Source organism: Nonomuraea bangladeshensis, assembly GCF_039529455.1.
Classification (GTDB): domain Bacteria; phylum Actinomycetota; class Actinomycetes; order Streptosporangiales; family Streptosporangiaceae; genus Nonomuraea; species Nonomuraea bangladeshensis.
Genome location: NZ_BAAAMV010000009.1, coordinates 502126 through 528460 on the forward strand (window position 1 = coordinate 502126; position 26335 = coordinate 528460).

General features: G+C 70.1%; 32 protein-coding genes, 2 tRNA genes and 1 pseudogene. 11 read left to right on the plus strand and 24 right to left on the minus strand.

The window, feature by feature from the left end; genetic code table 11:
- Nucleotides 1–8: 8 nt before the first annotated feature.
- From ABD292_RS31655 to ABD292_RS31685, 7 genes are read right to left on the minus strand one after another with little or no spacing between them, the layout of a single operon-like run.
- A complete protein-coding gene (locus ABD292_RS31655; protein ID WP_344213747.1) occupies nt 9–608 on the minus strand; it encodes a DUF5947 family protein in 600 nt (199 codons plus the stop codon).
- On the minus strand, nt 605–964 hold the full coding sequence (locus ABD292_RS31660) for a hypothetical protein (RefSeq protein ID WP_344213749.1): 360 nt from the start codon (nt 962–964) through the stop codon (nt 605–607). The genes ABD292_RS31655 and ABD292_RS31660 overlap by 4 nt, the downstream gene beginning before the upstream one ends.
- Nucleotides 957–2750, minus strand: coding sequence for a nickel-dependent hydrogenase large subunit (locus ABD292_RS31665; RefSeq protein WP_344213751.1), 1794 nt, complete (start codon nt 2748–2750; stop codon nt 957–959). Before ABD292_RS31665 ends, ABD292_RS31660 begins: the two co-directional genes overlap by 8 nt.
- A gap of 36 nt (nt 2751–2786) precedes the next feature.
- Entirely contained in the window at nt 2787–3848 is a 1062-nt protein-coding gene (locus ABD292_RS31670) for an NADH-quinone oxidoreductase subunit B family protein (RefSeq protein ID WP_344213753.1), read from the minus strand.
- The gene (locus ABD292_RS31675; RefSeq protein WP_344213755.1) at nt 3845–4216 is read right to left on the minus strand and encodes a hydrogenase maturation nickel metallochaperone HypA/HybF; all 372 of its coding nucleotides are present in this window, start codon (nt 4214–4216) and stop codon (nt 3845–3847) included. Before ABD292_RS31675 ends, ABD292_RS31670 begins: the two co-directional genes overlap by 4 nt.
- Nucleotides 4209–4709 (minus strand): hydrogenase maturation protease, encoded by a 501-nt coding sequence (locus tag ABD292_RS31680; RefSeq protein WP_344213757.1) that lies wholly within the window; start codon nt 4707–4709, stop codon nt 4209–4211. Before ABD292_RS31680 ends, ABD292_RS31675 begins: the two co-directional genes overlap by 8 nt.
- Nucleotides 4706–6106, minus strand: coding sequence for a hypothetical protein (locus ABD292_RS31685; protein ID WP_344213759.1), 1401 nt, complete (start codon nt 6104–6106; stop codon nt 4706–4708). Before ABD292_RS31685 ends, ABD292_RS31680 begins: the two co-directional genes overlap by 4 nt.
- Before the next feature lie 259 nt (nt 6107–6365).
- Here ABD292_RS31685 and ABD292_RS31690 point away from each other — a divergent pair, with 259 nt between their 5' ends.
- Both ABD292_RS31690 and ABD292_RS31695 read left to right on the plus strand, forming a co-directional pair.
- Nucleotides 6366–6803 (plus strand): DoxX family protein, encoded by a 438-nt coding sequence (locus ABD292_RS31690; RefSeq protein ID WP_344213761.1) that lies wholly within the window; start codon nt 6366–6368, stop codon nt 6801–6803.
- Between the two features lie 305 nt (nt 6804–7108).
- Complete coding sequence (locus ABD292_RS31695; RefSeq protein ID WP_344213763.1) at nt 7109–7636, plus strand: RICIN domain-containing protein; 528 nt, start codon at nt 7109–7111, stop codon at nt 7634–7636.
- 265 nt (nt 7637–7901) lie between these two features.
- Here ABD292_RS31695 and ABD292_RS31700 read toward each other — a convergent pair whose 3' ends face one another.
- From ABD292_RS31700 to ABD292_RS31715, 4 genes and pseudogenes are all read right to left on the minus strand, one after another.
- On the minus strand, nt 7902–8462 hold the full coding sequence (locus ABD292_RS31700) for a hypothetical protein (RefSeq protein WP_344213765.1): 561 nt from the start codon (nt 8460–8462) through the stop codon (nt 7902–7904).
- Nucleotides 8459–9010 (minus strand): RNA polymerase sigma factor, encoded by a 552-nt coding sequence (locus ABD292_RS31705; RefSeq protein ID WP_344213767.1) that lies wholly within the window; start codon nt 9008–9010, stop codon nt 8459–8461. The genes ABD292_RS31700 and ABD292_RS31705 overlap by 4 nt, the downstream gene beginning before the upstream one ends.
- A gap of 85 nt (nt 9011–9095) precedes the next feature.
- Nucleotides 9096–9371, minus strand: a complete 276-nt coding sequence (locus ABD292_RS31710; RefSeq protein ID WP_344214092.1) for a hypothetical protein — start codon at nt 9369–9371, stop codon at nt 9096–9098.
- A 64-nt stretch (nt 9372–9435) separates the two neighbouring features.
- Nucleotides 9436–9690, minus strand: a pseudogene (locus tag ABD292_RS31715) (Imm8 family immunity protein); the annotation flags it as partial.
- Between the two features lie 118 nt (nt 9691–9808).
- Between ABD292_RS31715 and ABD292_RS31720 the strand changes: the two are divergent.
- Nucleotides 9809–10318, plus strand: coding sequence for a hypothetical protein (locus ABD292_RS31720; RefSeq protein ID WP_344213769.1), 510 nt, complete (start codon nt 9809–9811; stop codon nt 10316–10318).
- Between the two features lie 73 nt (nt 10319–10391).
- Here the strand turns inward: ABD292_RS31720 and ABD292_RS31725 are convergent.
- Nucleotides 10392–10481: transfer RNA gene (locus tag ABD292_RS31725), tRNA-Ser, on the minus strand.
- 175 nt (nt 10482–10656) lie between these two features.
- Entirely contained in the window at nt 10657–11220 is a 564-nt protein-coding gene (locus ABD292_RS31730) for a YceI family protein (protein ID WP_344213771.1), read from the minus strand.
- A gap of 103 nt (nt 11221–11323) precedes the next feature.
- Here ABD292_RS31730 and ABD292_RS31735 point away from each other — a divergent pair, with 103 nt between their 5' ends.
- Nucleotides 11324–11860: a MarR family winged helix-turn-helix transcriptional regulator gene (locus tag ABD292_RS31735; RefSeq protein ID WP_344214082.1), complete on the plus strand. Its 537-nt coding sequence runs from the start codon at nt 11324–11326 to the stop codon at nt 11858–11860.
- A 39-nt stretch (nt 11861–11899) separates the two neighbouring features.
- On the opposite strand, the gene ABD292_RS31740 is transcribed toward ABD292_RS31735, so the two are convergent.
- The gene (locus ABD292_RS31740) at nt 11900–12403 is read right to left on the minus strand and encodes a SigE family RNA polymerase sigma factor (RefSeq protein ID WP_344213773.1); all 504 of its coding nucleotides are present in this window, start codon (nt 12401–12403) and stop codon (nt 11900–11902) included.
- A 216-nt stretch (nt 12404–12619) separates the two neighbouring features.
- Between ABD292_RS31740 and ABD292_RS31745 the strand changes: the two genes are divergently transcribed.
- Together ABD292_RS31745 and ABD292_RS31750 are read left to right on the plus strand one after the other, a co-directional pair.
- Nucleotides 12620–13585, plus strand: a complete 966-nt coding sequence (locus ABD292_RS31745; protein WP_344213774.1) for a hypothetical protein — start codon at nt 12620–12622, stop codon at nt 13583–13585.
- Nucleotides 13586–13590: 5 nt separating this feature from the next.
- Nucleotides 13591–14385, plus strand: a complete 795-nt coding sequence (locus ABD292_RS31750; RefSeq protein ID WP_344213776.1) for a MauE/DoxX family redox-associated membrane protein — start codon at nt 13591–13593, stop codon at nt 14383–14385.
- Between the two features lie 107 nt (nt 14386–14492).
- On the opposite strand, the gene ABD292_RS31755 is transcribed toward ABD292_RS31750, so the two are convergent.
- Nucleotides 14493–15674 carry an ATP-binding protein gene (locus ABD292_RS31755; RefSeq protein WP_091081101.1) on the minus strand — a complete coding sequence of 394 codons (1182 nt, stop codon included), beginning with the start codon at nt 15672–15674 and terminating at the stop codon, nt 14493–14495.
- Nucleotides 15675–15949: 275 nt separating this feature from the next.
- Between ABD292_RS31755 and ABD292_RS31760 the strand changes: the two genes are divergently transcribed.
- From ABD292_RS31760 to ABD292_RS31770, 3 genes are read left to right on the plus strand one after another with little or no spacing between them, the layout of a single operon-like run.
- The gene (locus ABD292_RS31760; protein WP_242374063.1) at nt 15950–16408 is read left to right on the plus strand and encodes a MaoC family dehydratase; all 459 of its coding nucleotides are present in this window, start codon (nt 15950–15952) and stop codon (nt 16406–16408) included.
- A 51-nt stretch (nt 16409–16459) separates the two neighbouring features.
- On the plus strand, nt 16460–16927 hold the full coding sequence (locus ABD292_RS31765; protein ID WP_344213782.1) for a SigE family RNA polymerase sigma factor: 468 nt from the start codon (nt 16460–16462) through the stop codon (nt 16925–16927).
- Nucleotides 16924–18141, plus strand: coding sequence for a hypothetical protein (locus ABD292_RS31770; protein ID WP_344213784.1), 1218 nt, complete (start codon nt 16924–16926; stop codon nt 18139–18141). The genes ABD292_RS31765 and ABD292_RS31770 overlap by 4 nt, the downstream gene beginning before the upstream one ends.
- On the opposite strand, the gene ABD292_RS31775 is transcribed toward ABD292_RS31770, so the two are convergent.
- Genes ABD292_RS31775 through ABD292_RS31800 form a run of 6 tightly spaced genes read right to left on the minus strand, consistent with a single transcriptional unit; the run spans nt 18131 to nt 22952 of the window.
- On the minus strand, nt 18131–18391 hold the full coding sequence (locus ABD292_RS31775; protein WP_344213786.1) for a hypothetical protein: 261 nt from the start codon (nt 18389–18391) through the stop codon (nt 18131–18133). The two genes, ABD292_RS31770 and ABD292_RS31775, sit on opposite strands and share 11 nt — an antisense overlap.
- Nucleotides 18388–19908, minus strand: coding sequence for a radical SAM protein (locus ABD292_RS31780; protein ID WP_344213788.1), 1521 nt, complete (start codon nt 19906–19908; stop codon nt 18388–18390). The genes ABD292_RS31775 and ABD292_RS31780 overlap by 4 nt, the downstream gene beginning before the upstream one ends.
- A complete protein-coding gene (locus ABD292_RS31785) occupies nt 19905–20642 on the minus strand; it encodes a prolipoprotein diacylglyceryl transferase (protein ID WP_344213790.1) in 738 nt (245 codons plus the stop codon). Before ABD292_RS31785 ends, ABD292_RS31780 begins: the two co-directional genes overlap by 4 nt.
- 10 nt (nt 20643–20652) lie before the next feature.
- The gene (locus ABD292_RS31790; protein WP_344213792.1) at nt 20653–21015 is read right to left on the minus strand and encodes a hypothetical protein; all 363 of its coding nucleotides are present in this window, start codon (nt 21013–21015) and stop codon (nt 20653–20655) included.
- A gap of 18 nt (nt 21016–21033) precedes the next feature.
- Nucleotides 21034–21672 carry a response regulator gene (locus ABD292_RS31795; protein WP_344213794.1) on the minus strand — a complete coding sequence of 213 codons (639 nt, stop codon included), beginning with the start codon at nt 21670–21672 and terminating at the stop codon, nt 21034–21036.
- Nucleotides 21669–22952, minus strand: a complete 1284-nt coding sequence (locus ABD292_RS31800) for a sensor histidine kinase (RefSeq protein ID WP_344213796.1) — start codon at nt 22950–22952, stop codon at nt 21669–21671. Before ABD292_RS31800 ends, ABD292_RS31795 begins: the two co-directional genes overlap by 4 nt.
- A 144-nt stretch (nt 22953–23096) precedes the next feature.
- Here ABD292_RS31800 and ABD292_RS31805 point away from each other — a divergent pair.
- Nucleotides 23097–23169: transfer RNA gene (locus ABD292_RS31805), tRNA-Arg, on the plus strand.
- A 115-nt stretch (nt 23170–23284) separates the two neighbouring features.
- Here ABD292_RS31805 and ABD292_RS31810 read toward each other — a convergent pair.
- On the minus strand, nt 23285–23857 hold the full coding sequence (locus tag ABD292_RS31810; RefSeq protein ID WP_344213798.1) for an SMI1/KNR4 family protein: 573 nt from the start codon (nt 23855–23857) through the stop codon (nt 23285–23287).
- Between the two features lie 353 nt (nt 23858–24210).
- Between ABD292_RS31810 and ABD292_RS31815 the strand changes: the two genes are divergently transcribed.
- Nucleotides 24211–25434, plus strand: a complete 1224-nt coding sequence (locus ABD292_RS31815; protein WP_344213800.1) for an alpha/beta hydrolase — start codon at nt 24211–24213, stop codon at nt 25432–25434.
- A gap of 39 nt (nt 25435–25473) precedes the next feature.
- Here the strand turns inward: ABD292_RS31815 and ABD292_RS31820 are convergent, their stop codons facing one another.
- Both ABD292_RS31820 and ABD292_RS31825 read right to left on the minus strand, forming a co-directional pair.
- A complete protein-coding gene (locus ABD292_RS31820; RefSeq protein WP_344213802.1) occupies nt 25474–25836 on the minus strand; it encodes a DoxX family protein in 363 nt (120 codons plus the stop codon).
- Entirely contained in the window at nt 25833–26309 is a 477-nt protein-coding gene (locus tag ABD292_RS31825; protein WP_344213804.1) for a cupin domain-containing protein, read from the minus strand. Before ABD292_RS31825 ends, ABD292_RS31820 begins: the two co-directional genes overlap by 4 nt.
- Nucleotides 26310–26335 lie beyond the last annotated feature (26 nt).

Here is a 26335-nt window from a genome sequence, read left to right on the forward strand (position 1 = left end):
CGTCCTCCTCATCTGTTCGATTCGGCTCGGTCGAGCTCGGCGAAGAAGGTCGCGATCCGCTCCCAGAGCCGCGGGCCGCCGGACATGCCCGTCCATTCCTGGCGTACCAGGGCGACGAGCCGGTGACAGTCGTCGATCGGCACGAGCCAGCGCTCGTCCATGCCGCGCACGATCGCGACCAGGAACGCCTCCACCGCCGGCCGCATCGACTCCAGCTCCGCGTACCGGCCGGCGAGCCGCTCCCACGCGGCGGCGTCCACCTCCCACCGGGTGGCGCCGACCGGGCTCGGGTAGCAGGCCACGACCGTGCCGTCGGACCTGCGGACGAAGAACGCCAGGCCCACCGGCACGCCCAGCTCGGACGGCGACGGCCCGGTGAGACGGAGCCGCCGGTCAGGCACCAGCCGGAACCGGCCCGGCCCGGCCTCCCCCTGCTCGAACAGCAGCGCGCAGGCGCGGCAGGCGCACAGCACCAGGTCCTTGCGCTCCTCCAGCAGGTGGGCATGCTCGCCGGGCAGCGGCTCGCCGCACAGCTCGCACGGCTCGGCGGCCCGCCGCCGCCCGGCGACCGGCCGGCCGATCACCCGGCCGAGCGCGCTCGCGGTCATGGGGCCGCCGTGGAGGTGGCGGGCCGCCGGACGAGCGTGTCGAGCGGGATGAACGCCGCTCCCGGCTCACCCGCCGGGGCCCTGCCGACGGACACCCCGTGCAGCACGAACAGGTGCGCCAGCAGGACGTCGTCCGCCAGCGCCACGGCGAGCTCGGGAGAGGCGGCGGTGACGCGGTCCACGACGCGGGCCAGCGCCTCCCCGTACACCTCGGCGAGCGTGGCGACCGCGTCGAGCGCCCGCTCCGCCGTGGGCCCCGAGGTCGTCTCCAGCCCGCTCAGCAGCTCCTCCAGCAGCTCCAGGCGCCCGGCGACGGTGCGCTCGTCCAGCCTGGGCGGGCTGGGCGGGTCAGTCATGGCCGCCGCCGAACATGGGCGAGTGCAGCTTGCGCACCGTGCGGCCCTTGCCGAGGTACATGTGGACGCCGCAGGGCAGGCACGGGTCGAAGCTGCGGACCGCGCGCATGATGTCGACGCCCTTGAAGTTCTCCGGGCCGTTCTCCTCGAAGATCGGCATGTCCTGCACGGCGTCCTCGTACGGCCCCGGCGTGCCGTAGCGGTCGCGCGGGCTGCCGTTCCACGGGGTCGGCGGGTACGGGTGGTAGTTGGCGATCTTGCCCTTCTCGATCACCAGGTGGTGCGACAGCACGCCGCGCACCGCCTCGTGGAAGCCGACGCCGATCGCCTGGTCCGGCACGTCGAAGTCCTGGAACACCTTGGTGTCGCCGCCGCGTACGCGCTCCAGCGCCCGCTCCACGAACCACACGGCCATCGCGGCGGCGTACGCCACGAAGTACACCCGGGCCCGGTTGCGCTCGATGGCGTTGGACCACTGCGGGATCCGCCACTCCAGCGTCATCTCCGGCAGGTCGGGCCCCTTGGGCAGGTTGATCTGCACGCTCGAACCCGTCGACTTCACGTACGGCGTGTCCACGAGCCCGGCCAGCGCGGTCGTGTAGAGGCGGGCGAACGGGCCGCCGCCGGTGTCCAGGGCCAGGTGGTCGCCCGTGCGCGGGTCGAGCCAGCGCGGGCTCATCACCCAGCTGTAGTTGCCGTCGAAGTCGCGCTTCTGCGGGGCGGGCAGCGTGGTCTGGTTCCACGGGTGGCGCATGTCCACCGGGTTGCCGATCGGGTCCTGGGTGACGAACGGCTTCTCGTTCACCCAGTCCTCGTAGTACGAGCTGCCCAGCAGGATGCGGATGCCGAGGTTGATGTCGATCAGGTTCGTCGTGATGAGCTCGCCGTCGACGACGATGCCGGGGGTGACGTACATCGCCCTGCCCCACTCGTTCATCGTCTGATAGCGGTAGTCGACCACGTCGGGGTCCTGGAACGCCCCCCAGCAGCCCAGCAGCACCCGGCGCCGGCCGACCTCCTCGTAGCCGGGCAGGGCCTGGTAGAAGAAGTCGAAGACGTCGTCGTTGAGCGCGACGGCCTTCTTGACGAAGTCGACGATGTTGATCAGCCGCGCCAGGTAGTCGGTGAAGACCGTCGGCGACGGCATCGTGCCGACGCCTCCCGGATAGAGCGTCGACGGGTGCACGTGCCTGCCCTCCATCAGGCAGAACATCTCGCGGGTGACGCGGCTGATGGTCAGCGCCTCCTTGTAGACGTCGCCCTCGAACGGGTTGAACGCCTGCATGATGTCGGCGATCGTGCGCTTGCCGTGGATGGCGGCGTTCGGCGCGTCGGTGGTCGCGGCCCGGCGCAGGACGCTCGGGTTGGTGCCCTTGACCATCGCCTCGCAGAAGTCGACGAAGACCATGTTGTCCTGGAAGAGCGTGTGGTCGAACATGTACTCGGCCGCTTCGCCGAGGTTGATGATCCACTCGGCGAGCTTCGGAGTCTTGATGCCGTACGCCATGTTCTGCGCGTAGATCGAGCACGTCGTGTGGTTGTCTCCGCAGATGCCGCAGATGCGGCTGGTGATGAACCCGGCGTCGCGCGGATCCTTGCCCTTCATGAACACCGAGTAGCCGCGGAACAGCGAGGACGTGCTGTGGCACTCCGCCACGCGCTGGTTCTCGAAGTCGATCTTGGTGTAGATGCCGAGGTTGCCGATGATCCTGGTGATCGGATCCCAGGACATCTCGACGAGCTGCCCCGGCTTGGGCGTGACTCTCTCCTGCTGTTCGATGGCCATCCGCAGTGCTCTTCTCTCTCGTGCGCGCCGACGGGCCTACGGGCGCCAGCGCGGGTCGTAGCCGCTGGTCAGCGCCTCACGGTTGTGCCGCCACCGCGGTTCCCTGTTGGCGGTGTGGTTGGTGATGCCGCGCATCCGGCGGATGAACGCGCCGTACGGTTTGATCAACGTCGAGGACAGGCTGCTGCCGGGCGGCATGTCCATGAAGGGCATGAACTTGTCCGGGAACCCCGGCATGGTGCAGGCGATGCAGATGCCGCCCACGTTCGGGCAGCCGCCGATCCCGCGCATCCACCCGCGCTTCGGCACGTTGCAGTTCACCACCGGGCCCCAGCAACCCACCTTCACCTGGCATTTCGGGGAGTTGTAGTCGTGGGCGAAGTCGCCCTGCTCGTAGTAGGAGCCCCGGTCGCAGCCCTCGTGGACCGTCTTGCCGAACAGCCACTGGGGCCGCAGCATCTCGTCCAGCGGGGGCGGCGGCGCGCTGCCGGCCGCGTGGTAGAGCACCCAGGTCAGGGTCTCCATGAAGTTGTCCGGCTGGACCGGGCAGCCGGGCACGTTCACGATCGGCAGCCCGCCGGCCGACCGGAAGTCCCAGCCGAGGTAGTCGGCCAGGCCCATGCAGCCGGTCGGGTTGCCGGCCATCGCGTGGATGCCGCCGTAGGTGGCGCAGGTGCCGATGGCGACGACCGCCCACGCCTGCGGGGCGAGCCGGTCGATCCAGGTGTTCAGGGTCAGCGGCTGGCCGGTGTGCGGGTCGTTGCCGAACGACGTCCAGTAGCCGTCGCCGTTGATGTTCTCGTTGGGCACCGAACCTTCGATGACGAGGATGAACGGCTCCAGCTCGCCGCGGGCCGCGGCACGGAACGGGGCCAGGTAGTCCTCGCCGCCGAGGCTGGGCGACAGCACCTTGTTGTGCAGGTGGACCTTGGGCAGGCCGGGAATGGTGCCGGCGACCACGTCCTCGATCGCGGGCTGGGTCGCCGCGGTGACCGAGACGGTGTCGCCGTCGCAGCTCATGCCCTCGGATATCCACAGGATGTGCATCTCGTCGTAGCCGGCGGCGGCCTGGCCGCCCTGCTGCTGCGTCTGCGTCATGTGCGCACCTCGCTCGCGTGAACGTCCGGTTGGTAGGTGATCGACTCGACGACGACACCGGTGTCGCCCGCGATCTCAACGTCGACGCCGCCGCAGCGCGGGCAGGCGACGAGCGCGAGCGCGTCGGCCGCGGGCGTCCGCGCGCCGCAGTCGCGGCAGCTCACCGCGGGCGGCTCGGTGACCAGCTCGATCCGCGCGTGCTCGGCCGGGGTCCCGGCCGCGGCCACGCGGAAGCCCTGCTCGACGACCGCCGGATCGGGCCGGTGCCCGGCGAAGGCGGCGCGGACGCGTGCCGCGGCCACCCGCCGTCCCTCCGCCCTTCGCAGGACCGCCTGAACGATCTCGTCGCACATTCCCGTCTCATGCATCCGCGCGCTCCCTGTCGGATTGTCGGTACGTCTCGTCACGGGCCAGCGCCGTCACCGCGGCGACCGCGCCCTCGACGGCGGCGGCGACCGGCTCCGACAGGCCCATGACCTCGTCGACGGTCTGGGGCCGGCAGCCCACCAGCAGCACCCTGGGCACCTTGCCGCCCAGCTTGCCGAGCAGGTCGAGGACGGCCTGGGGATGCATGCCGTGCCCGTTCACCGGCGGCAGGGCGTCCGGCGCCGGCTCGTCGTCGATCTCCAGCACGGCCACGGTGCCCGGCGGGCCGTCGAGCTCGACCGCGTCCACCATGATCAGCGTGTCGTACGCGCCGCCGAGCAGTTCGTAGGCCAGGTGGACGCCGCGGATGCCGTAGTCGGCGACCACCACCGACCCGGGCAGGGCCGAGGCGTCCATCCGCCGGGCCACCTCGACGCCGAACCCGTCGTCGCCCAGGAACACGTTGCCGATCCCGGCCACCAGCACCCGGTTCATGCGGGCTCCCCGTCCAGTGACCCGTCCAGTGACCCGTCCAGCGGCTCGGTCTCTTCGGGCGCGAAGTACCGGTAGCGGCCGTACCACTGGTTCAGCTCGGCCGCCGGATCGTCCTCCAGCGTCACGGCGAGGTGGCGGGCGCCGTCCACGTCCAGCAGCACCGCCTCCACCAGTGCCGTCCTGCCGTCCAGGAACATGTCCTGCGGGTCGGAGCCGCGCAGCCTGGGGCGCAGCCGCACCCGGCTGCCCTTGCGCACCAGCGTCCCGGCCACCTCGACGGCGTCCGTCTCCGGCGACACGCCGGCGTCCGCCTCGGGATGCCACCAGGGCACCGGCCCGGCCGGTCCCGGATCGCGGGTGGTGCCGTGCAGGCGGGCCAGGTCCTCCGGGGTCATCGCCTCGACCCGGTCGAGGATGGCGGCGGCGCGCGGGTCGGTGGCGCGCGCCTCGCGCTTCTCGGCGTCGGTGAGGGTCAGCGTGCGCAGCGACAGGATCTCGTCGATCTCGGCCGCGTCGTGCAGGTCGCCGGGGCTCTCCGGCGCGATCCGCGGGTTGTCGTAGAGCAGGATCGGCGACGACAGGACCACCTGGTCGCCGCTCAGCACCGGGTACGTGTGCGCGTTGACGCACGCGCCGGCCGCGTCCCGCGCCCAGTCCGGGGGTTCGAGCAGCGAGACGAACCGGCCGCCTGGCGCGGTGAGCAGGGTGTGACAGGCGATCAGGGCGTGCTGGAGCGCCTCTTCCCTGGGCGTCTCCGGCGACGACGGCTCCCGGCCGGCGTTCTCGGTCCGTACGCGGAGCCTGTAGAGCGTCTCCCCCTCAGGCAGCGGCGCCGCAGGGGCCTCACATGGTTTCAGCGACAACGTCACCCGCGCGCTCAGCGGCCACTCACGCCACCGCGTCCGCCCGGCCGAGCCGGGCAGCGGAGTGACCGTCTCACCGCCAGGAACCCCCAGGTCGAGCCGCTTCTCACCGGACCGCAGCTCCGCCACGGATGCCCGTACGTCGAGCTCGCGCGGCACCGCCTCGTCGAAGCTCAGCGCCTCGCCGACCCGGTCCGCCTCCCGGTGTCCGCCGTCCGGCAACCGCTCCTCGGGCGTACGCCGGCGCAGCTGCAGGAAGCGGAGCCGGCCCCGCACGACGGCGTCGGCGGGCGCGACGAGCAGGCACTCGGTCTGCTGCCACCACGACTCGGCGGAGCCCGCCACGCCGCCGCCCTCCAGCCCGTGCGCCCTGGCCCACGGCTCCGGCAGCAGCACGCCGAACTGCCACCTCACCTGGTTCTTCGGCGAGGAACGGCGATAGGGGTACAGCAGGTAGCCCTCGTACAGGACGGCGTCCGCCACCGCCAGCGCGGCCCGGTACCCGGGCGCGGCGTCGATGCCGTTCGCGTCCACGGCGGGTGGCCCCTTCCTGTCCCTGGTCGTACGTGACCCTTCCGGTATAGCCACGCCGTCTCAGGACAAGTAGGTGGATCGCGCCCCTAGGTGCCGTTCTCACTTAGCGGTTCTTGGTGATCCATCCGCGCGGGAATCGGCCCTTCCGCGACGAAAGCCCGCTCCACCCCAACATGATTTGCCCACCGCCTTGCCTCCCACGGGATCGATCAGGAATGGAGAAGCACGGACCGACGAACTCGCCATAGCGTCGGTGGGCATGGCGAACAAGCGCAGAACCATCTACTGGCTCTCCACCATCGCGGTCGCCCTGGGACTGGTCGGTTCCGGTGTCCAGCAGCTGTTGAGAACAGAAGGCGAAGGGGCGTTGGCGCCGCCCTACGCATGGGGAATCGTGCAACTGGGATACCCCGTCTACATCCTGACACTACTGGGGGTGTGGAAACTCCTGGGCGCGGCGGCGATCCTCCTGCCCCGATATCCGCTGCTCAAGGAATGGGCCTATGCCGGGCTCTTCTTCCTCTTCACAGGAGGGGTGTTCTCGCATGTCGCCTCGGGCGACGCCTGGTATGAATTACTCCCGGCGCTCATTCTCCTGGCGCTCTCGATCGTGTCATGGCATTTCAGGCCGGCAGACAGAAGACTGCTCCCGCGAGCGGCGGAACTTGGCCCCTCCGCAGCGTCACGGCGCGCCTGACGACGCTCTCGGGCCCCGGGCGCGCCAGGCGGCGGACGGCACCGGAGGCTGTCCTGACTCGTGACCGACCCGCGGCTCGACCTCGATGCCTCGGTGAACCAGGAGCCGGTCCAGGCTGACGGTCTTGGGCCGGTCCGCACCAGCAGGTCGGGTCTCGGCCCTTCGCGGCCGTTCAGCCTTGCCCAACGTGCCCGGCCACTCGTGGTGGAGCCACTCGCGACATTGCATACGGAGAGTGTTTGATAAATAACTATCTGTCACAGCATGATGTTGGAGTTCCGACCAAACTCTTCCGGGAGGCAACCATGCTTGCTCGCCGTCTGCTGACAGTCGCCGTCACCTCCGCCGCAGTGAGTGCGGCCACCATCCTGCCCGCCGCGGCCTCCGCTCACCAGCGCGCCGGCCGCACCGCCCTGGCCGGGCCCGCGATGTGCGTCGACACCACCAACAGCCGTGGCAACGGCGTCCAGTTCCACCTGTGGCAGTGCATGGACCACCCCAACCAGAGGTTCGTCATCGAGGACGGCCTCATCAAGGTGCAGGACACCATCGGTAAGAGCCAGGAGATGTGTCTGGACGCCTCCAACAATCGCGCCAATGGCACCCGGGTGTACCAGTGGCAGTGTGTGAGTAACGCCAACCAGCTCTGGGTCGTCCAGAGGGGCATGATCATCCTCAAGTCCACCCTCAACTCAGGCAACCGCATATGCCTGGACGTCACCAACAACCGCACCAATGGCGCGCAGGTATATCTGTGGCAGTGCGTCCCCAACAACAACCAGCTATTCGTGATCGACGACGGCCAGATCAAGGTCAAGGACACCCTGTCCTGATCTCTGGTCACGTCCGGCGCTCCACGAGAAGGCTCTGGGGTTCACCCTGTGGCCGCAGAGATCAGAAAGGCCCTCTCCCCGTACTCGGGTGCTCGGGAAGAGGGCCTGCGCTCTCGATGGTGTCGTGGGATTCAGACCGGCAGACAAAAGGCTGCCCCCGATGAAGACGACCACGTGATCGAGACGAGCAGGGGACGGGCGAGACCGGCCCGTCGGGGGCACACCGACCACCCCGACGCGTGGACCGGCCTCGCACAGCCACCGATCAGCCGAGCTGCGTCGAGTCGTGCTCAGGGACGCACGGCTTGACGCGGCCCTCGATCACCTCCGCCTTGAGCTGCGACTTGACGGGTCCCTTCGGGTTCTCGGTGAACTCCAGCACCACCGTCTGGCCCTTCCCCACAAAGCGGGGATCGATGACGAAACCCTTCGGCCCCGGCCTGGCGACCTTGTAGTGCGCGGACGCGCGCCACTCCTCCGGAGTGTCGTACTCACCGCCGACGAGCGCGCCCCGGTCGTCCTTGCACTTCGTGTAGGGCTTGAGGTAGGTGACGTCGGCGGTCACGCCCAGCTCGTTGAGGTCCTCCTCCAGCTGGTCGGCGTCCCTGAACTCCTTGAGCTCCACGGTGATGGTGCCGTTGGCGTTCTTGCTCACCGCGTACGCCGGCTCAGGCCCGGTGAGCAGCGGCACCGCCACCGCCGCCACGGCTGCCAGCCCGGCCACCGCCGCCCCCGCGAGCAGGCGGCGGCCGACGCGGCGGCTGCGTTCGTTCCGCGCGGCCATCTCGGTCTTGAGGTCCATCAGCAACTGCTCCTCGAATCTCATCGTGGGATTCCTTCCATGACGAAGGGCAGGTCGCGGAGGGTCTTGCGGGCGCGGTGCAGCCGCACCATGGCGGTCCCCGGCCGGATTCCCAGCGCCACCGCCGCCTCTGACGGCGTGAGCTGCTCCAGAACCACCAGTTCCAGGACAGCGCGCTCCCCGTCGGGTAATCCGGCCATGGCCTCGAAGGCCGCCCTGGCGGGCTGTTCCGCGTCAATCTGCTCTTCCAGCCGGGCCACGTCGTCGCCGTCGAGCGGACGCCGCCCGCTCACCCGATGGGTGAGCTGGGACTCCCGCAACGCCCGCCGCCGCTCGGCCGACAGCGTGTTGCGCGCGACGCCGTACAGCCACGCGATCTCGCTGCCTTTCCCCGGACGGTACGTGTGCGCCGAGTCGAACACCGCGAGGAACACGTCGGCCGCCAGGTCGGCGACCGTGTGCGGGTCGTCGACCCGGCGCGACAGGAAACGCGTGACCGCGTCGATGTGCCGCCGGTAGAAGGCTTCGAACGCCACGGGGTCGGTGGCGAGCTTCCCCCGTCTGAGACGCACCGGCCTTGCTCCCTTCGTCGATCTACACCCGTACTTGGTGAGAACCGGCGGAAGGCTTACAAGCCATGGTCTGGAGCTGTGAGGTTCACCGAGCCCCGGCGATGATCCCGCGGGCGGACTCGAGTTGCCGGTCCTTGGCCGCTTTCAGCGCCTCGAACTCCTCGGGATGGGCACGGACGACATCGTCCTGGATGCGTTTCTCGGCGGCCGACCAGACGGAGACGAGACCGGTCTTCACCTTGCACCGCACGTCCGCCTGGGCCGCGCGGATCTCCTCCCGCGTGGGCGGGCCGTCTCCCAGCCATCGCTGGTCGGAGATGGCGGCGAGTGGGTCGGCATAACGCAGCCCCTCGGCCCGCATGCACGCGCTCCAGTCCTGGAAGACCTGGACGACCTTCGCATCTCGCTGGGACCGCTATCCGGTCGCTCAGCCACTTGGCCACCTCGGCGGGACGCAGCTCGGGCACGAACAGCCAATGGCGGCCGACGAGAAAGGGATGCTGCCGCAGCTGATCGGCGAGGGCCGACGGGGTGCAGACGGTGAGCCGGAACCGCTCCTCGCCCGGCTCTCCCTGCGGGCCGACGTACATCTCCAGCAGCTCGCAGGCATGGGCAGGATCGTCGATGCTTCCTCCGAGTTCGAGATCCGGCCATCGGAAGGCAGCCACTTGTGCTCTCATCACCCGATGATCGCGCAACAGGGTGAAGCTAGGAGCGGGTGCCGGCACCCTCTGTCAGCGCCGGAGCTTGCTCGTGAAAGTTGGGCTTCCCCACGTCGACTCCTGGCATGATCGCCAGATGTTCGACTTCGGAATCAGCGGATACAGCCCCGCATGGTTGAGCGGGAGTTCCGCCGTCGCCACCGCTCATGGTGGAAGACTCGCCATGCTGGAAGGGCGGAGGCTGACCCGAGCCCTGCTGGTGTGGGACCTCGACGAGGATGTCTGGTTCTCCGACGGCCTGGTCCTGCTGGACTTCGAGGGCGAGCAGGTCGAGATCGTCCACCAGAAATTCGATGAGATCTCGATCACGTGGAACGCGGTCGATCCGGCTCAGCCACTGGATTGGGCGGGGACAGGATTGCGGCTGGCATGGCGAGAGGGCGTCCCTGACGAGCTGGCGAGCTTGCAGGGGCAGAGACTGCAGGCCGTGGAGCTCCTCGAGTGGAAGGGCGACGACTTGGCGCACGGGACGGTCGCTGTCGGATTCCTCTTCCCTCACGACCGTCTGACGATCTACAACGCTCTCGACGAGAACGGCCTGGAGTTCGAAGAACCTGATCAGCGGTACACGCGCCAGAGACTGTGACGGCCCTCCACTGCTGTCCACAGAGATCGAAAAAGGCCCTCTCCCCGTGCTCGGGAAGAGGGCCTTTCATCTGCGGAGGATCGGGGATTTGAACCCCGGATGGGCGTTAAACCCAAACCGCATTAGCAGTGCGGCGCCATAGACCTGACTAGGCGAATCCTCCTGGTAGCCGGTGCGGCTCAGCACAGAGTACCGGCCTTCTGGCGAGGCGGCAAAGCGAATCCGCTCCCGCCTTCACCAAGAGTTATCAACAGCCTGTGGGTAACTGGCTGTGGATGAAGCCCGCCCAGAGCGTGGGCGGGCTTCGGGGCTGTGGATAACACTACGCGATCGCGTGATCAAGCGGCCGGGTTGGCCTCGCCCTCGATCTCGATCTTGACCTTCTTGCCGACCAGGACGCCGCCCGTCTCCAGGGCCTGGTTCCAGGTGAGGCCGAACTCCTCGCGGTCGAACTCCGTGGTGATCGAGAAGCCCCACACCGCCGCACCCCAGGGGTTGGTGCCGGCGCCGCCGTACTCGACGGTGAGCTCGACCTCCTTGGTGACGTCGCGGATGGTCAGGTCGCCGACGACGGTGAACTCGTCGCCCGAGTGGCCGGTCACGCGGGTGCTCCTGAAGGTGATCTCCGGGAACTTGTCGGCGGCGAGGAAGTCGTCGCTGCGGAGGTGACCGTCGCGGTCGGGCATGCCGGTGTCGATGCTCTCGGTCTTGATGGTGAGCTCGGCGGAGGATTCGAGCGGGTTCTCGGCGATGGTGACCGAGCCGTTGAAGGTGCCGAAATGTCCTCGGACCTTGCTGACCATCATGTGCTTGACGACGAAGCCGATGCGCGTGTGGGCGACGTCGAGGTTGTACGTGCCGGCGGCGGGAATGGTCAGGCTCTCCCAGGTACGGGTGCTCATGGGGTTCTCCTCGTGACAGTCGCGGTGCGGATGTCTGCTGCAACAACTTTCTACACGAGGAATATTCCGCACGTCAACTATCGTCGTCTATGCTATGAGCGTGATGAACTACCACGATTCCCGGCTCACGGCCCTGGGCCTGCTGACCGAGGTGCACGCCGGCATCATGGCGCGGCTGCATCCCGCGCTGGCGCGCGCCCGCCTGTCGGAGATCGATTTCGAGACCGTCATCCGTTTGGCACGTTCCCCCGAGCAGCGGCTGCGGATGAGCGATCTCGCCGCGCAGACCGGGCTGTCGACCAGCGGGGTGACCCGCGTCGTCGACCGGCTCGAACGGGAAGGGCTGGTGGCGCGGCAGGCCTGTCCCAGCGACCGGCGTGCCTCCTACGCGGTCCTGACGCCGGCCGGCCAGGACCGGCTGGAGTCCGTGCTGCCCGAGCACCTCCAGGACATCGACAGGACGTTCACCAGGCTGCTGCCGGATGAGGAGCTTGAGACCTTCCTGGCCAGTCTGAGGAAGATCAGGGACGTCGTACGCCCCTGCGCAACCGCCGGCGCCGACCTCGCCATGGACGCCGCCGGATGCGAGGCCACGGCCGGATCCGGATGCGATGACGCCGCCGTCCCGGCCGCGCCCTGACCTCGGCCGCGCCCTGAGCCCGGCCCGGCGAGGCCGAGCCTACGAGCCCGCGAGCCCCAGGGCGGAGCGGAGCTTGCTCATCGCGCGTGACACTGTGCTCTTCACCGTCCCCACGCTGATCCCCAGCGTCTGGGCGATCTCCGGCTCCGTCATGTCCTCGTAGTACCGCAGCACGATCGCCGCCCGCATCCGCTCGGGCAGCTCCCTCAGCGCCTGCTCGAGCCGCTCGTGGATCTCCCCGCTCGGCGCCCCCTCCGCCGCGGCCACCACTTCGGGGAGTTCGTCCCCCGACGGGTACTCCTCCAGCTTGCGCCGCCGCCACTGGGAGATGTTGATGTTGACCATGGCCCGCCGCACGTACCCGTCCAAGGCCCGGCGGTCCTCGATGCGCCCCCACGCCTGGTACGTCTTGGTGAGCGCGTTCTGCAGCAGGTCCTCGGCGTCCAGGGGGTGCCCGGTGAGCTGGTTCGCGGCGCGCAGCAGGGCGGGACCGCGGGTCGTGACGTACTCGCGGAACTCTTCTTCCCAGTCCGTGGTCTGCATCGTGGCCAGAATCGCAGCCGGATGCCCTTTTCGGGCTGAACTGCAATTCAGGTTTCGGCCCGCCGACGACAAAAGTCCGTCCAGGTCGGTGGCGATCCTTCCACCGCCGGATGTCAGGGCACTTCCTCAAGGTTGCGTATTTTGCTCCCCTGTGCGCTACAGGGCGTGATCCACTCGGGAGTCGTGTGACCCTAGTAGGCGAGCGAGGGAGGGCGGATGGGGTATCCGATCATCGAGCGCCGCCGCGTGCTCGCCGCGGCCGCGCTCGGCCGCGAGCCCGGCGTCCCGGGCTCCGACAATCCCAAGGAATCAGGCGAAGCCGGAGGCGGGCCGTTGCGGGCGGTGGCCGGCGAGATCCTCGACATCAGCCCGCACCTGATCATCATCGAGACCCCTGAGGGCGCCCAGGAACGCCTGGTGATCGCCCCCTGGGCGACGGCCTGGCACGGCGCCGACGTCGCCCCCGCCGCCCTGCCCGTGGGGTCGCTGGTCATGATGCGCACCCTGCGCGAGGGCCGCGTCGTCGAGCGCATCTGGGCCGACACGACCCGCATCACCGGAACGATCCAGTCCATCGACGGACGCAAGGACCTCACGGTCGAGCTGGACTGCGGGCCGCACCGCGGGCACCGCACGATCGTCATCCCCTACCGGGCGTCGGGACGGCTCCAGGTGCGGCATCCGAAGTTCGAGCCCGGCTACCTGTTCGACGCGATCGGCCTGCGCCAGGAGGGCGCGAGCCAGGCGCTGCTGCCGGCGACCTCGCAGCCGCCCTACCCGGCCCGCGCCGTGCCGCCCCCGCCCCCCGCGTACGCCGGCGTGCAGCAGCGCATCGCCGGCACCGCGACCTGGTCGGACACCTTCGACGAGGAGGAACGCGGCGCCGCCTACCCGATGCTGGAGCGCTCCGACACCGGCTGCGCGGACGCCGGGGTGTCCTGCGCCGGACTGCCGTACCTCGCCCTCGGCTCGCTCCTGCAGATCAGGAACGTCTGCTCGGGCCGCTCGGCCAACGTCCCCGTGGTGGCCTGTGGCTGCCTGGCGGGGCGGTTCTGCGACCGCTGCGTCGAGTGCGACACCTCGCCTCGGGGGCGGATCGCGGAGCTCTCGCCGTACTCGTACGTGGAGCTCGGCGGTGATTTGGTGAAAGGCTGCTTCAACGCTCAGATCGGATTGGGGTGACCCGCGTGCTGGAATCACAGCTGCCGATCCTCGTCGTGCTGCTCGCCCTGGGCACGGTGGCCAAGATCGTCACGGTACGCTCCGGCGGCGAGCCCGGCGCGCTGTCCCGGCTCGGCCCGGCCGTGCTGATGCCCGGCCGCCTGCAGGCGCCCGCGCTGCTGGTGTGCGCGGTCGTCGAGGCGGTGCTGGCGGCCGGGCTGGCGCTCTCCACGCATCCGTTCTTCCGGTGGGGCACGGTCGCGTTCTTCGCGATGTCCACGTACGTGCTGCTGGAGCTGCGCAGGCGGCGGCCGGACGCGGGCTGCGGCTGCTTCGGCGAGGTGAGCTCGGCCCCGGTGGGGCTGCGTTCGATCGCCAGGACGGTGGTGCTGACCGGGATGGCCGTCGTGTCGGTGTGGGCGCCCGTGACCGGCTGGACGGCCGCCACCGGCCTGTCGTGGCTGACGGCGGCCGGGGCGCTGGTGCTCGCCGCGCTGTCGCCGGAGATCGAGGAGCTGCTCGACCGGGTGCGCTACCGCGCCCCCTGCGAACAGCGCCCTGGGCCCGCCGAGTCGACGACCCTCGCCCGGCTGCGGGCGAGCGGCACCTGGCGGGCGCACCGGCACGAGCTGACCTCGGCCGAGCCGTACGACAGCTGGCGCGAGCTGTGCTGGCGCTTTTTCGCCTTCCGCAACGAGCAGCAGGACGACGTGGTGTTCGCCGTCTATCTCAGCGGGCGGCGACCGGCGGTGCGGATGGCGGTGGTCAGCGGCGAGGACAGCGACTCGTCTCTGCCGGAATATAGCCCTGTATCGGCCTGAGGCTAGACAGCCGTAGAGAAGCCTCGACGGCCGTGCGGATATGACTCTATTGGGCTATCTAGCTTCCCCTCTAGACAGCCCAATAGAGGACTAGGAGCGTGCCCGGCTCACACCGGCTGGGCGCGCAGGAATCTGCCGAAATGCGGCACCGTGAACGCGATCAAGCCGCGTTCGGCGCTGTAGATCAGCCCTTTCTTGATCAGGCTGTCGCGGGCGGGCGACAGACTGGACGGCTTGCGGCCGAGGGCCTCGGCGACCTCGGCGGTGGCGACCGGCTCGTCGCCGATCTGCGCCATGGCGTGCATGTAGTCGCGCTCGGCCGGGGTGGCGCGCTCATAGCGGCTGCCGAAGAAGCCGACCGCGAGCTCCTCCTCGGCCTCGGGCGCGGAGACCTTGACGTCGTCGAGCGTGATCGGGGTGCGCGGCGCGAGGTCCCAGGCGACCTTGCCGTACGCCTGGACGAAGTAGGGATAGCCGTCGGCGGCCTCGTAGAGGGCGTCGAGGGCCTCGCGGGTGAACTCCACCTCCTCCTCGCGGGCGGGCAGGATCAGCGCGAGGTCGGCCGCCTCCCGGTCGAGCTTGTCGATGCGCGCGTAGCGGAAGAGGCGCTCGGAGTAGCTCTTGCTGGCCGACAGCACGCTCGGCAGGTGGGGCAGCCCCGCGCCGACGACGATGAGCGGGCCGCCCGACTGCGACAGCTCGTGGCAGGCCGCGCAGAGCGCCGAGACGTCGGACGCCGGGACGTCCTGCATCTCGTCGATGAACAGCGCGATGCCGACCGCGAGGTCGGTCGCCACGCTCGCGGCGTCGACGAACAGCTCGGTGAGGTCGATCTCCAGGTCGCCCGAATCGGCGCGCCCGCGGCTGGCGGGCACCTCGATGCCGGGCGACCAGTGCGAGGTGCCCTTGGCCGCGGCCGGGTCGCGCATCGCGAACGCCTTGAGCACCCCGAGGAACTCCTCGATGCGCTCGGGCGCGCGGTGACGCGGCGCGAGCTCGCGGATGGCCATGTGCAGGGCGGCCGCGACGGGCCGCCGGATCGACTGGTCGGGCCGGGCCTCGATCTTGCCCGTGCCCCACAGCCGCTGCATGGCCATGGACTTGAACGTGTTGAGCAGCACGGTCTTGCCGACGCCGCGCAGCCCGGTGACGACCATGCTGCGCTCGGGACGGCCACGGGCGACGCGTTCGAGCACCACCTCGAACTGCTGCAGCTCTCGGTCACGGCCGGCGAGCTCCGGGGGACGCTGTCCCGCGCCGGGAGCGTAGGGGTTTCGCACAGGGTCCACGCTCTCGGACTTTATTGCCGGATATAGCGGCCGTCTTAGATTTGGGAAGAAAGTGCTACGGCGTGTCCGGGCGCGGGGTGGCGCGAGCACCGCCATCGGACACACCCCCTCTCACCAGGCCGAACCCTTGTTCGATTGCCGCTCCCAAGACTGTAGCGCGGACTCGAACACCTATGCGATGGTTTTCGAGTAAAGATCTTCGCAACGGTCGCGACGCCGCGCGGACGACCCGGCGACTTGGCAGCCGCGGCGGCCGGGCAATAGCGTTTCGCGTCATGCGGACCTTCGCGAACGTTCAGGAGCTCAAGGCGGCCGTCGGCGAGACCTTCGGTCCCACCGAGTGGCGCACCGTCACCCAGGATCAGGTCAACACCTTCGCCGACGCCACCGACGACCACCAGTGGATCCACGTGGACGTGGAACGGGCCAAGGAGGGGCCGTTCGGCGGCACCATCGCGCACGGCTACCTGACGCTGTCGCTGCTGCCGTCGTTCATGTTCTCGCTGGTCAAGGTCGAGGGCATCGCCATGGGCGTCAACTACGGCCTCAACAAGGTCCGCTTCCCGCGGCCGGTGCCGGTGGGCGCGCGCATCCGCGCCGTCGGCGAGCTCACCGACGTCAAGGGCACCCCGGCCGGCTACCTGTCCAACCTGAAGATGACGATCGAGATCGAGGGCGAGAAGCGCCCCGCCTGCGTCGCCGAGACCCTCTCGCTGTACGTCCCCGCCGAGTAGCGGCGACGTTTCACGTGCAACAGTAAGACCCCTCAGTCGCTCCCTGGGTTCGTGGAAGATTTCGACGAGTTCGTCCGGGCCCGGGGCGACGCCCTCCTCCGGTACGGCTACGTGCTGTCCGGCAACTCCGAGGACGCGGCCGACCTCGTACAGGAGGCTCTGGCCCGCCTCGGCGACGCCTGGACCCGCGTGCGCAACAAAGACGACCCCGAGGGGTACGTCCGCACGACGATGGTCCGGCTGCACATCAGGTCTTGGCGCAGGCGGCGCAGGGAGAGCCTGGTCGCCACCGTTCCCGACCACGGCGCCCACGACCGTTACGGCGACGCCGACCTGTGGGCCGAGCTCCAGCGACTCCCCCGCAGGCAGCGGGCCGTGCTCGTGCTGCGCTACTACGAGGACCTGTCCGACCAGGAGATCGCCGACCTCCTCGGCGTCTCCCGCGGCACCGTACGCAGCCAGGCCGCCCGCGCCCTCGACAAGCTCCGGATCAAGCGAGTGCTGCAGGAGGCACGATGAGAGGCGAACAGGACCTGATCCGCACCCTGCGCACCGCCGCCGACCAGGTCGAGCAGGTAGACCTCGCACGGGGCGTGGCCGCCAGGCGGCACGCCCGCCGGATCCGGCAGCGGGTGCGGATGGCGCTCGCGGCCGTCGCGGCGGTGGCGGTCGCGGGCGGCACCACGGCGGCCCTGTCCGTCGCGTCGTCCGGCGCCGAGCGACGCGCCGAGGAGCGGTGGACGCAGATCGAGGAGCAGTGGCCGCAGGCGGAGAAGCGGTGGCCGCAGGCCGTGGCCAAGGTGCCGGCCAGGACCGCAGGCGGGGCGCGGATCCTGCCGGTGACCGCACTGAGCCCGGCGGAGGTGCTGCTGCTCGTGGCCGCGCCGGCCAAGGGGAAGCCGTCCCGGCTGGACGTGTACGACATGACCCGCCGTACGACGAGGACGCTCGCCCAGGTCCCGGCCGTCAAGGGCAAGGACGGGCCGGACGGCGTGACGGCCGGCCCGGGGCACGTCGCCTGGTATGTCACGACCGGCGGCACCACGACCTTCTGGGCCGTGCCGCGCACCGGCGGGACGGCCACCCGGGTGGCCACGACCTCCGGCGACGTGGCGGTGCTCGGGGTCACGGACGACTCCCTCGTCTGGTCTCCCTGGAAGGGCGGCGTCCACCGGGTGCCGCTGACCGGGGGGACTTCGTCGCGGCTGCCCGGCAGCGACGGGCTCAGGCTGACCTCCTGGCCATGGGCGGCGCGCCTCGGCCGGAACGTGTACGCCAACCAGGACCAGGTCGTCAACCTGGAGACCGGCCGTTCCTTCGACGTACGGGTGCCGAAGGGAACGCGGTCCCTGCGGTGCGGGCCGCGCTGGTGCGCCGGGGAGCTGAACAGCCGGCTGCTGGTCCAGCGCGTGGACGGGACCGGCCGCAGGACGCTGCCCGAGCTGCGCATGTCCTGGCCCCGCCCGCCCTACGCCGACCGGTACGTGCTCGCCGCACCGTCGTCGTCGCAGGCCGGAGAAGGGGCGCTCGCGGCCCTTCACGACCTGGAGACCGGCACGACGACCGGGCTCGGCACAAGGCGGCTCTTGATCTCGAACAGTCCCTCCGAGACCATTTTCAACTGGGACGCGGACGTGCAGCCTCCCGCGACCTGCGCCGAGAAGACGTGCACACCGACGGCCCTCGGCCGGAAGGAGTGGACGGTGCTCAACCTGCTTGCACTCACACGATGATCGCCACGACCGCGACGACGGCCAGCAGCCCCAGATAGGCCAGCACCAGCCGGGTGTCCCGGAGCAGGCACTTGCTCCGGGTCAGCCCGGCCCGCCGCGCCTTCCAGTAGCCGGCGAACCCCAGCGCCGCGAACCCCAGCACCGCCCACGGCCCGAGCAGCCACGCCAGCAGCGCGACGGTGGCGTACACGCACAGCCGCAGCGGATCGTACGGCGCCCTGCCCTCCGGCTGCGCGCGCTGCGCGCTCATCGGGCCACCAGCGACAGGCGCTGCCGGGACAGCTGCGGCCACGCCTGGACGGCGCAGAACGGCGCGCACTGGTCGCTTTCGCCCTCGCGGGTGCCGACGTGCACGCAGCACTGCGTGAGGCGTTCCTCGATCATCGTGGAGACGTCCATGAACGGCTTGACCGTGATCCGCACCACCCGCTCGGCCAGCATGCGGCGCAGCTTTCTGCGCCGCCCCGGCAGGGCCGAGGAGGCGAGGGTGAGCAGGGTGGAGATGCCGAGGTCGCAGTTCTCGCAGATGTTCCGCCACAGGTCGCCGACCTGGGGATGCGACAGCGACGACTGCTCCGACAGCAGGCCGAGCAGCGACTCCTGTACGGCGAGGCGCAGCTCGCGCGGGATCTCGCTGTCGGCGATGCGGTTGGAGACCAGGCCGAGGTTCGCCTTGAGCCGGTCGTGGCCGATGAGCGCCGTCAGCGAACGCCACTGACCGGCGTCGTCGCGTAGCAGGTAGCCGACCGAGCAGCAGTGCGGGTGCGAGCAGGGCAGGGCGGTGAGGTCGCGCCAGGTCACCAGGCCGTCCGTCTGCGGGCCGAGGCGCTTGAGCACGCCGGTGTGGGTGAGCCGGTCCATCGGGTCGATGGCGCCCGACCTGCCCGAGCCGAACTGGGGCTGCAGGGAGACGCCGCCGACGTACGGGGTGTCGAGCGCGAGGCGTACGACGTCGCCGATCTCCCCGTCGTTCACGCCGAGGGCGGCCGTCATGACGAGCGTGGTGAAGATCTCCCGCTCGGACAGGCGGGCCAGCGCCTGGGCCTTGAGCTGACGCAGGTCGCCGCCGCGGTGGTGCCTGGACGCCTCGGCCGATACGCCGTCGTACTGGAGGTAGACCTCCACCCGTTCCCGGTGCTCGGTGAGCAGGTCGAGGAGGGAGTCGTCCCTGGCGACGAGCACGCCGTTGGTGTTGACCAGGATGCGGGTGATCGGGCGCGCGGTCAGCTCGGCGAGCAGCGTCTTCAGCTCGGGGTGGAGGGTGGGCTCGCCGCCGCTCAGCATGAGCACGTCGAGCTTGCCGTTCTCGCGGGCGAGCCGCTGGTCCACGTTGGCGAGCACGTCGGGGACGGGGACGACGCCGGACAGGTCGGGCGAGCTGTCGGCGAAGCAGGTGGGGCAGCGCAGGTTGCAGGTCTCGGCGATGTCCTCCAGGAGGATGCAGGTGTGCTGGGTCTGCATCTCGGGGAGGCCGTCGAGATAGGCGAGCGGGACCGGCGCGAAGTTGCCCTGGACGTCCGGGATGTGCTGCTTGGTGGGAGCGGTCCATTCCTCCAGGTACGCGAGGATCTCCGGGTCCTCGTCGTACAGGGTGCGGATGAAGCCGTGCTCGCGGCAGCCGCGCTCCAGCCACACCTTGCCGTCGCGTTCGGCGAGATAGCCGCTCAGCCGCTCGATCCGGTCCAGGTCACGGCCGTGGCAGTGGGGACAGAAGGCGTTGACGTACCTGAGGATGCGGTCGCCCCGGAGGCTCATCCCTGCGCTCATGACGTGACCTTTCGAGGGGAGATGAGTGGATCGTAGTAGCCGCGCCGGTAGCCGATCGTCACCCGGACCGCGAGCAGCGGCAGGCCGATCGCCAGGAAGCATTGGGGTCCGGTCAGGCCGAGCCACAGGGTCTCGTTCGCCCGGGTGAACTCCACCAGGAAGCGGAAGGCGGCGTACCCGGCCAGGTAGAGGGTGAACAGCTCCCCCGGCCGGGTCAGCCGCCCGCGCGCCCACATGAGCGCGGCGAACGCGGCGAGCTGGAAGGCGATCTCGTACAGGAACGACGGGTGCATGGCCGCGCCGGTCAGGCAGCCGGGGCAGTCGGGGGTCGTCGGCGGGGCGTGCACGCCCCAAGGCAGGCTCGTGGGACGGCCGGGAGCCTCGGTGAGGTGGCAGCCGATGCGGCCGATCGCCATGCCGAGCGCGACGGCCGGGGCGAACAGGTCGCCGGTGCGCTCGCGATAGCCGCTGATCTTCTTGGCGACGAGGACCCCGACGTAGGCGCCGGTGAGGCCGCCGAGGATGCTGCGGGAGCCGTACAGCCAGAGGTCCTTGAGGTCGAGGGTCTCCAGCCAGCCCGCGAGCCGCATGCCGATCGCGCCGCCGACGAGGGCGCCGGTCACGGCGATGAGGGAGTGCTCGTTCAGCGCGCCTCTGCGGCGGGCCTCACGTACGAACACGACGGACGCCGCCAGCACGCCGAGGCCGACGAAGATCTCATGGTAGGGGGGCATCGGCGGGTCGTCAGGTGTACATGCCGGGGTTGAGCCCGGTGCAGTAACCCGCTGACACGATCGACACCAGGGCCCACCCCATCATCAGCCCGAGCCCCAGCCCGATCGACCAGGACTTGCGCAGCAGCAGGAACGTCACCCCGACCCCGAGCCCCAGCAGCGCCAGGAAGCCGGCGGCCACCGCGATCGCCGCCGTGTGCGCCACGCTGATGGCCACGAGGCCGACGAAGAAGTTGATGACGATATAGCCGAAGAGCCCCGCGAACGCCAGCCCGACGATCACCCCGGTGTTCCGCGGCTCCGGCCCCTGCCCCTGCGGCGGGGGCGGCGGGAACGGCGGCGGTGGAGGTGGTGGGGGCGGAGGCATGTTCACCCCGCTCACATTACGGTCCTAAGTGCTCTCTGAGTAGTGAATGGCCGCCTGGACGCGGCTCTTCAGCCCGAGCTTGTTCAGCAGGCGGCTGACGTGCGTCTTCGTCGTCGCCTCCGCCATGTCCAGCTCCTTGGCGATCTCGGCGTTCGACAGGCCGCGGGCGATGCAGGCCAGGACCTCGCGCTCGCGGGGCGTCAGGCCCTCGGGCGCCCGCTCCCTCGGCCGGGGCCCGCGGCTCCTCTCCGCGAAGGCGGAGATCAGCTTGCGGGTGACGGACGGGGAGATGAGGCCGTCGCCGCGGGCGACCACGCGTACCGCCTCGACCAGCGACTCGGCGTCGGTGTCCTTCAGCAGGAACCCGGCCGCGCCCGCGCGGAGGGCGCCGAAGACGTACTCGTCGAGGTCGAACGTCGTCAGGATCAGCACGTCGCACACCCCCGCCAGCTCGCGGGTGGCCGAGATGCCGTCGAGGCGCGGCATGCGGACGTCCATGAGCACGACGTCCGGCCGCAGCTCGCGGGCCATGGCCACGGCCCGCTCCCCGTCGCCGGCCTCGCCGACGACCTCGATGTCCTGGACGCCGTCGAGGATCAGCACGATGCCGGCGCGGACGGCGGCGTGGTCGTCGGCCACGAGCACGCGTACGGGCGGGGTCACGAGGCGGCTCCTCGCGGGAACACCAGGCCGACGACCTGCGACGACAGCCCGCCCATGCCTTCCGCGGCCGCGGGGCTGCGCTCCTCGGTCGGCAGCACCGCCACCACCTCCCAGCCCGGCCCGGCCTCGGACGGGCCGGCCTCGGACGGGCCGGCCTCGAACGGACCGGCCGGGGACGGACCGGCCTCGAAGGACCCGCCCACCAGCGCGGCCCGCTCGCGCATCCCCACCAGCCCGGCCCCGGCCCCGGGCAGCGCCCGCCGCTCGCCGCCCACCGCGTTCCACACCCGCAGGACCACCCGGCCCACCTCGTACGAGACCACCACCTCGACCGGCGACTCGCCGTGCTTGAGCGCGTTGGTCAGCGCCTCCTGCACGATCCGGTAACCCGCGAGGTCGACGGCCGCGGGCACCTCCCGTACGGTCCCCTCGACCCGCAACGAGCCCGCCATGCCCGCCGCCACGACCCGCTCCACCAGTACCTCCACCTCGGCCAGCCGCAGCCGCACGGCCTCGCCCCCAGGCCGCTCCTCATCCCCGCTCCCCGGGAGTGCGTCCTCCTCCCTGAGCAGCCCGATGATGGTCCGCATCTCCGCCAGCCCTTCCACGCTGTTCTCCCGTACGGACTCCATGATCTTCCGTACCGTCCCCGCATCGAGATCCGTCCGCGACAGCGCCGCCGTGGACTGGATGGCGATGGCGCTGAAATGGTTGGCGATCAGGTCGTGCAGCTCACGCGCCATCCGCGTCCGCTCCGCGGCGATGGCCACGCGCCGGTCGAGCTCCGCCAGGCGCGCCACCTGCTCGGCCCGTACGCGCTCGACCGCCGCCCGATCCCGCTGCTCCCGTATCAGGAGGGCGGTCAGCACGGGCGTCACCAGCACCAGCGACGCCTGCACCCCGATGACCGCCGGCAGCCGCCAGTCCGCCGCCCAGAACCCCGCCCCGGCCCCGGCCCCGATCGCCAGCACCGCCGTCACCATCAGCAGCCCGCGCGCCAGCCGGGCCGGGCCGTACAGGGCGGCCGCGTACAGATTGTCGGTGAACACCAGCACCGTCCCCAGCGACGGCCCCACCACCGCGTCCAGCCCGACCGCCACCACCCCGAGCCCCAGGCAGACGACCGGGGCCCGCCGCCGTACCAGCACCCCGGCACACGCGACGCCCAACGGCACCACCAGCACCCACTCCGGCACGCCCCGCTCAAGCCGCGACCCCGCCGCGATGAGCAACACCCCCATCGCGAACGCCAGCCCGGCCCCCCACACCGTCCGCCTCATCCCTCCATCCCACCACCCCGCCGCCATCCCGGGATCACCCCCTTCGTACGCCCGCGACCTGCGTGATCCTGGACGGCGGACACTAGATCGCGGTTTATGGTTCGAGGCACTCTCCGAAACCCGCTATGCTTGCTTACGCAGCGAGCGGCCGTAGCTCAATGGATAGAGCATCTGACTACGGATCAGAAGGTTAGGGGTTCGAGTCCTCTCGGCCGCGCACAGCAGCAAGGCCCGCTACCAGGGGTTCCTGGGAGCGGGCCTTCGTGTGTCTACTGAAGGCAGCCTGAACGTCTCTGTCATCAAGGCAAGTCCGGCTGCCGCGAGCGCCGACGTCAGCTGACGAGCCGCTGGGTCCAGCGCATGTACCAGTCCAGGAACGGCACCGGCTCGCTCCAGCCTCCATGCAGACGGCCCGACGGCTCGACATCCCTCCAGGGAGCCGATGGCCACCAGTACATGTCCTTCGCCTGGCCCCACTCGGTGAGCCAGACGGTGCCGGCGTACTCGCCGTTCATGGCGAGCATGCTGATCCACGAGCACCCGTGGCTGCACAGGAACATGGTTCCAGGCGCGGGCTTGTCCATCCACAGGGTGGGATCCGCCCCATCGGCGGCGAGGCGCCGCAGTTGCCGCACATCATCCCGAGTCACCGGGAAGGGCTCCCAAGGGTAGGCAGCCACCTCGGGTTCCTCCTGGAAACACTCACGCTCCCATTGGGTCTCTTCCACGATCCAACGCAGGTCGAGCAAGTGGCCGGGCGAAACTCCCCGGCCGAAACGCAGCAGGAACGACCGGAACTCGTCAGGAAGTGGCGCGCCGATCACTTTCTCCAGGGCCACGACCTCGGATTCCGGCAGCGGAACAGCCGTCGAGAGATCAGCGAGCCGGGACAGTTCAGTAGCCATTTCATCCAGGCTGATGTCTGATCGCAATGGCTTCTCCCGGTTGAAGAGTCAACACGCACAGACTAACGGGGGGCGAAGAGCAGGCGGCTGCGGCAGATGGCGGCCGATCGCCGCCTCGCCGTCCGATCAAGCTCCCGCACCCCTACGGCATTCTCAGGGTCCGACAAGGGGACCATTCAGGTGTTTCCCGGGGGCGTGATGAGCCTGTGCCGTGTTTACCTGCCTCCATGCCTCCGGAAGCGACACAGGGCGCCGGCGCGGAGCGACAACCCCCGCTCGCGAGCCCGCGGCGGTCGCGGGTGGTGACATGTCTGGCCGCGGCCGCCGTGACCCTGGTGGCTGCGGCAGGCGGTATGGCCGCGCTGATCGCGGTCGCGACGATCACAGCGACGCCGGCGCTGTTCATGATCGCGGGCGTGGGGGCGTTCCTGGTGATCGGCTACAGCGGTGCGGCGGTGGTCGCGGCCTGGCGAGTGCCGCCGGAACGGCGGCGAGCGGCGCGGTGGACGGTGTTCGCGGCAGGCTCGCTCCTGCCGGGAGCGGTGTTCGCCTGGGCCGTGTCGACGCCGCAGCCTGTGCCCCCGTCATCCGTGTCCGTGCCCGGTGCCATGACGGTTCAGGTGTCCACGGGATCCCGGCTCACCGTGATCAAGCTGCCGGTACGGGCGGCGGCGAGCCGTCCACCGATCATCGTGGTGCACGGCGGTCCAGGAGTGCCCGAGCTGCGGGACAACGCCGAGGCGTTCGCCTTCCTCGCCGACCAGGGGTTCGACGTCTACCTCTATGCGCAACTCGGCGCCGACGGCTCGGCTCGGCTGGCCGATCCGCGCGGCTACACCCGCGAGCGTGCGGTAGCCGACCTGGAGGGTCTGCGCAGCCGGCTCGGTCTGGACAAGGTGACCCTGATCGGCCACTCCTACGGCGGCGAGATCGCCGCGCGCTACCTGGCCGCTCACCCGGACCGCGTCTCCAAGCTGGTGTTGACCTCTCCGGGAGCGGCCGATCCCGACGACCACAGCGGCGATCTCGTCAGCAGTCGCCTCGACAGCGATCAGAAGGTGCGGCTGTACGCCCGTCTGCTCGCCCCCCGCTCGTTGCTGAGCTATCTGTTGTTGCAGGTCAACCCGCGGGCTGCGCACGCCTTCCTGCCTGACGCCGAGGCCGACGCCGTCAACGACATGGTGGTGGAACTCAGCGAGCCTGCCTTGTACTGCCGCGGCGCGACTCTCCCGGACCGGCCGCCGGTACGGGGAACGGGCTTCTACGCGATGCAGTATCCGCAGTCAGCGACCGCCCCGCCGCCGAGCGACCCCCGTCCTGCGCTGGCCGGCCTGCCCACTCCGACCTTGATCGTCAAAGACTCGTGTGACTATCTGTCCTGGAGGTCCGCGGTGACGTACCGCGATCTGCTGCCGAACTCACGCCTGATCTACCTGGTCGGCGCCGGTCACAACGTCTACCAAGGGGGCCACGCGATGGTGCCGAAGGCCATCACCGCGTTCCTTGCCGACCGGCCCCTGCCTCTTCCTCCGTACACCGCCGACACGCCACCGGCTGACTACGAAGGTCCGCCGTGACACCCCCCGGACGGGAGGGATGCGACGCGGCACGCCTGTTCACAGCCATGTCGTCGCCAGCCAGGCAGTGAGAGCCGCAGCGAGGAGAAGGGTGATGTTGAGGGCGATCTGGCGGTCTCCGCGTCTCAGGTGCAGGGCGGTCGCGCCTATCTGGAGGACCACGAAGCCGATGGCCGCGGCCAGGGCGAGCCAGGACGCGATGCGGGTCAGCGGCGGGAGGATCAGCCCGATCGCGCCGAGTACCTCGATCACGCCGATGGCCCTGACGGCCGGCATCGGCGTGTCGTCCACCCAGGCCATCATCGGCCGGAGCCGTTCGCGGCTCCTGACCACCTTCACCCCGCCCGCGTAGAGGTAGAAGAGGGCGAGCAGGCCGGCGACGATCCAGTACGCGACGTTCACGGCGCCCATCCAGGAGTGGCGGGCTCGGTGGCGTAGCGGCGCATCGTCTCGATGTTGGCCTGCGGCGTCATCGCCCGGCCACCGGCGATCATGTCCTTCAGGTCGCGGAAGTACTGCAAGTACAGATCGGGCGTGAACGTGCTGAGCATGACGGCCGGTTCGTCGGTCACGTTGGCGAAGGTGTGCGGGGCTCCGGGCGGGACCATCACGAGCGTCCCCGCCGTCGCGTCGTGGTCCTCGTCGCCGACCGTGGACCGCACCGCGCCGGAGATGACGTAGAAGCCCTCGTCGTGCTGGGCGTGCCGGTGCTGCGGCGGTCCAGGCGTGTGCGGCGCGAGGACGGATTCGGCGATCCCGAGGCGGTGCCCGGTGTTGCTGCCGTCTTCGAGGATGCGCAGTCGCGTGGTGCCCAGGACGATCGTCTCGCCGTCGTCCGGGCCGACCACCGATACGGGTGTGGGTCGATCGGTCATGTCCCGATCCCACCGTCGGCGCACTG